The organism is Mesorhizobium sp. M7A.F.Ca.CA.001.08.2.1, from assembly GCF_003998455.1.
GTDB classification, from domain to species: domain Bacteria; phylum Pseudomonadota; class Alphaproteobacteria; order Rhizobiales; family Rhizobiaceae; genus Mesorhizobium; species Mesorhizobium ciceri.
Map to the genome: position 1 here is coordinate 1 of NZ_RZPW01000540.1, position 4,412 is coordinate 4,412.

Consider the following 4,412-nt stretch of genomic DNA (forward strand, 5'->3'; position numbering starts at 1 on the left):
GTGCTGGTGCGCCACGAGAACGGCCTGGTCACCGTCTACGGCCATGCCAGTTCGATCGAGGTGCAGCGCGGCCAGAAGGTCAAGCGCGGCCAGGAGATCGCGCTGTCGGGCATGAGCGGCACGACGGACTCGCCGAAGCTGCACTTCGAAGTGCGCAAGAATTCGGCGCCAGTCGATCCCTCCGGTTATCTCGAATAGTCGGGGCTGTTTCGAATAGAAGAAAAAAAGCAATTTGCGGGCCGTCTGACCTCCAGTCCGGCCCGCCGGCTCAGCCCGTTCCGAAAGGAGCGGGCTTTTTCAGTTCCGGTGCGCCGCGCCAGTCTTCAAGCTTCAAAGATGGTCGCGCAGAGTGTCGGCGATCATGACGCCAAGGCTGCTGGCCTTGACGCCGAGAAGCGTCTCCGCGTCGGAGGAATCGACCAGCAAGGGTTTGTCGAAGAGGTAGCTCATCTCGATAAGCTCATGCATGCCCAATGCTTCCATTTCGGAGATGGAATAGGAGCGTGTTCCTGGAATTTCACGGTGAAGCATTGCCGCGGTCGCCCGGATGAGTTCCCGGGATGGTGCGTGTTGCGATGGAACATGGAACGCCCGTCCCCATTCGCCCGTGTAGCGCGAGGCAGCGACCAGGGTCCTGGCCACGTCCTTCGTGAAGGACCAGGCGTGAGTTGCGTCGAGGTTTCCGATGAAAGCCGTCGGTTTCCCTTCGATTATGGAGGGCAGCGCGACCAGTGAGAAAGAGCTGATCGCGCCATGTCCAAGATAATCGCTGGACCGCACTTCGACGGCCGGCACGTCCGCACGGACGGCCCGCTGCCACATGATCGTCCGTGCGGTTCCTTTCTTCGAAGTCGGATCCAGAGACAGGTCGGAGTGAAGCGGGCTTTCGGCATCTTTGCCATAGCCATAGAGATTTCCGAGCACCACAAGCTTCGCGCCGACCGCTTCGGCAGCCCGCACGGTGCCGTCGATGATTGGGAAGAAGTCGGTCGGCCAGCGGTGATAGGCGGCCATGGCGCACATGAAGATCGCGTCGGCGTTTCGGCTGATACGCGCCAGTTCCGCGGCATTGGTGGCGTCGGACTGCACGGTCCGGACGTTTTGCAGCGCGTTCGAACCGACACCCCGGCTCGTCAAGACAACATCATGGCCTTCTTCGCCCAGAAGCCGCGCGGTCTCGCGACCAACCGGGCCTGCTCCCACAACAACATAGAAACTCATGGCATAACCTCTCATCCAAGTTTTATGGAGAGGCGTAGGTACATAGCCAAGGCATTGAAAATCGCGCGGGAATTGCCAAGTCTTGAACAGGTTTTGCCATGAATCGAGAAAGCATGCTCTCGCAAGTCGCCCCGGCCCGATCCCCGTCCGATGTAACATTGGCCTCCCGGCATGTCGAAGCCGGGGTCCATCGTCTGCTCCGGGCGCCACACCATCGCATCATGGTGCATGCAAGTGCCGCGACGCGCTCCTACTGCCATGAGGTTGGACGATATTTCGTCAGGCGCGCCGGCGATATCGACCTGGTGCCCGCCGGTCAGGAGGGTGGGTTCGAGGCTGAGACCCCGTTCGACACGATCGAGATCGCGTTACAACCGGCCTTGATGGAAAGGGTGGCAGCCGAACTTGGCGGCAAGGCGCGCGCATTGCCGCTCGGCACACGTCACCTGCTTCGTGACCAGCGCATCGAACACCTCGCGCGAGCACTGGAGAGCGATCTCAATGCGAAGGCGCCGGGCGGGTCGTTGTTTGTCGACAGCATCGGCGCCGCGCTCGCTGTGAGGCTGCTTGGCCTCGGTGAACCTCATATCGATCGCGCGAGCCGATTGTCGGATACTCAACTCAAGCGCGTGCTGGAGCATATCGAGGTTGCGCTGCACGAACCCCTGTCGATCCATCGACTGAGCCGGGTTGCCGGCGCCAGCAGTTCGCACTTGCGGACATGGTTCAAGGCGGCGACGGGCTTCACCCTGCACCGCTACGTGCTACGGCGTCGCGTCGAACGCGCACGCGTCCTGCTGCAGCAAGGCGATCTCAGCACAAGCGAAGTGGCGGAATTGACGGGCTTCGCGCACCAGTCACATCTGGCGCATTGGATGCGGCGTGAGATCGGCCAAACGCCGCGTGATTTGCGGCGGTCGCAGCCGCCCAAATGATCTTGTCATCGGATGGCGTTGGCGACGCTATCCAACGCATCAGTCCTTCAGCGGTTTGCCGAGCCGGCCAGCCAGATCCTGGGTGAACTGCCAGGCGACGCGGCCCGAGCGGCTGCCGCGCGTCGTCGCCCATTCCAATGCTTCGGCGCGCAGCGTGTCGGGATCGATTGTCAGCCCGTGATGGCGGACATAGCCGTCGATCATGTCGAGATACTCGTCCTGCGAACATTTGTGGAAACCGAGCCACAGCCCGAAGCGGTCGGACAGCGACACCTTTTCCTCGACCGCTTCGGACGGGTTGATCGCGGTCGAGCGTTCATTGTCGATCATGTCGCGGGGCAAAAGATGCCGGCGGTTCGAGGGGGCGTAGAAGATGACATTGGCTGGGCGGCCCTCGACGCCGCCTTCGAGCGCTGCCTTGAGCGACTTGTAGGATGTGTCGTCGTGATCGAAGGAGAGGTCGTCGCAAAACAGGATGAAGCGGAAGGGCGCCGCCTTCAGCAGACCCATCAGCTTCGGCAGCGTGTCGATGTCCTCGCGGTGGATCTCGATCAGCTTCAACGGCAGGTCGGACCTGGCCTTGGCGTTGATTTCCGCATGCACGGCCTTGACCAGCGACGATTTGCCCATGCCGCGCGCGCCCCACAACAACACATTGTTGGCCGGGTAGCCGGCAGCGAAGCGTTCGGTGTTGTCGACAAGGATGTCGCGGACACGGTCGACGCCACGGATCAGTCCGATGTCGACGCGGTTAACCCTGTGCACCGGTTCCAGATAGCCCGGATCGGCCTGCCAAACGAAGCAATCGGCCTCGCGGAGGTCGGTTTGGGGCACCGGCGGCGGGGCAAGGCGGCTCACCGCTTCGATCAGCCGGTCGAGTTTCTGGTTCAGGGCCTCAATGCTGCTGTCGGTCATGTCTGCCTTTTGTTTTCGCGTTTTTGATGTCTTGGGGCGTGAAGCTGCCCGATTTCGCCTGATACAAAACCGGTTGCAACCTTTTGTTCGAGCATAATTTTTTGCGGAAACCGGCTCGCGCTTTTTGCGATCCTGCTCTAACACGGCTCAACAGGCCGGAAAAGCAGCCGATTTGGCCGGCCGCGCAGTTGCATTGACAACTTTACCGACTATATTCCGGCCAAATTTCAAGGGGCCGCCAGATTGGCGGCTGTTTTCAAAATTCAGGAGTACCTCGATGTTCGTGACACCGGCATACGCCCAAGGCGTCGGCGCTTCTCCCGACATGTTCATCAGCATTTTGCCGTTTGTCCTGATTTTCGTGATCATGTATTTTCTGATCATCCGGCCGCAGCGCACGCAGCTGAAGAAGCGCGGCGAGATGCTGGCCGCGGTCCGTCGCGGCGACACGGTCGTCACCGGCGGCGGCTTCGTCGGCAAGGTGACCAAGGTGATCGACGACAACGAGCTCGAGGTCGACCTCGGCAATGGCTTGAAGGTGACGGCGCTGCGCTCGACGATCGCCGATGTGCGCGTCAAGGGCGAGCCGGTGGCCAACCAGAACGCCAAGAAATAATCCAATTTTAGGCGGAGCGATCCGCGGACACGCTCTGACGGACGACGCCATATGTTGTATTTCTCGCGCTTCAAGATGATCCTGATCTGGGTGGCCGTGGCCATCACGGTGATCCTCGCCGCGCCCAACCTGTTCTCCGCCAGCACGCTGGCGCAACTGCCCAACTGGGTGCCGAAGCGGCAGATGACGCTCGGCCTCGACCTGCAGGGTGGTTCGCACATCTTGCTGGAAATGAACCAGAACGATCTGATCAAGGACCGGCTGGAGACGACGCGCGACGAAATCCGCACGCTGCTGCGCGACGCCAAGATCGGCTATACCGGCCTTGCCGGCACGGGGCGGACCCTGCAGGTTCGCATTACCGATCCCGCCCAGATCGATGCCGCCAAGACGGCGCTGAAGACGCTGACCGATCCGGTCGCCGCCGGCCTGTTCACCGGCGGTTCCGTGCAGGAAATGACGCTCGACGATTCCGAGCCCGGCCTGCTCAAGTTCAACGTCACCGATGCCGGCATCAAATACCGCACGTCGACCGCGCTGACGCAGTCGATCGAGGTGGTCGAACGCCGCGTCAACGAACTCGGCACGACCGAACCCATCGTGCAGCGGCAGGGCGACGACCGTATCCTCGTCCAGGTGCCGGGTCTTCAGGACCCGCAAAGGCTGAAGGAAATCCTCGGCCAGACCGCCAAGCTGACCTTCCAGATGGTCGACCAGTCGATGCC

The 4,412-nt window shown here is 61.5% G+C and carries 5 protein-coding genes and 1 pseudogene; 4 read left to right on the top strand and 2 right to left on the bottom strand.

Going from position 1 to position 4,412, the window contains the following annotated elements; all coding sequences use genetic code 11:
- Window positions 1-198 (top strand): M23 family metallopeptidase (locus EN914_RS25740; RefSeq protein ID WP_164778900.1); only part of this gene is annotated, 198 nt, incomplete at its 5' end.
- A gap of 132 nt (window positions 199-330) precedes the next feature.
- Here EN914_RS25740 and EN914_RS25745 read toward each other — a convergent pair.
- Window positions 331-1,221 (bottom strand): NAD-dependent epimerase/dehydratase family protein, encoded by an 891-nt coding sequence (locus tag EN914_RS25745; protein WP_024503852.1) that lies wholly within the window; start codon window positions 1,219-1,221, stop codon window positions 331-333.
- 113 nt (window positions 1,222-1,334) lie between these two features.
- Between EN914_RS25745 and EN914_RS25750 the strand changes: the two genes are divergently transcribed.
- Window positions 1,335-2,156 carry an AraC family transcriptional regulator gene (locus tag EN914_RS25750; RefSeq protein ID WP_024503853.1) on the top strand — a complete coding sequence of 274 codons (822 nt, stop codon included), beginning with the start codon at window positions 1,335-1,337 and terminating at the stop codon, window positions 2,154-2,156.
- A 39-nt stretch (window positions 2,157-2,195) separates the two neighbouring features.
- Here EN914_RS25750 and EN914_RS25755 read toward each other — a convergent pair whose 3' ends face one another.
- Entirely contained in the window at window positions 2,196-3,071 is an 876-nt protein-coding gene (locus EN914_RS25755) for an ATP-binding protein (RefSeq protein WP_127389343.1), read from the bottom strand.
- 277 nt (window positions 3,072-3,348) lie between these two features.
- On the opposite strand from EN914_RS25755, the gene yajC reads away from it, so the two are divergent.
- Complete coding sequence (yajC, locus tag EN914_RS25760; protein WP_013531305.1) at window positions 3,349-3,687, top strand: preprotein translocase subunit YajC; 339 nt, start codon at window positions 3,349-3,351, stop codon at window positions 3,685-3,687.
- Between the two features lie 51 nt (window positions 3,688-3,738).
- Window positions 3,739-4,412, top strand: a pseudogene (locus EN914_RS25765) (protein translocase subunit SecDF); the annotation flags it as partial.

What these genes read in the sequence shown, in the direction of transcription:
- EN914_RS25745 (WP_024503852.1), bottom strand. Translation starts at nt 1,221, where the DNA reads ATGAGTTTCTATGTTGTTGTGGGAGCAGGCCCGGTTGGTCGCGAGACC.
- EN914_RS25750 (WP_024503853.1), top strand. Translation starts at nt 1,335, where the DNA reads ATGCTCTCGCAAGTCGCCCCGGCCCGATCCCCGTCCGATGTAACATTG.
- EN914_RS25755 (WP_127389343.1), bottom strand. Translation starts at nt 3,071, where the DNA reads ATGACCGACAGCAGCATTGAGGCCCTGAACCAGAAACTCGACCGGCTG.
- yajC (WP_013531305.1), top strand. Translation starts at nt 3,349, where the DNA reads ATGTTCGTGACACCGGCATACGCCCAAGGCGTCGGCGCTTCTCCCGAC.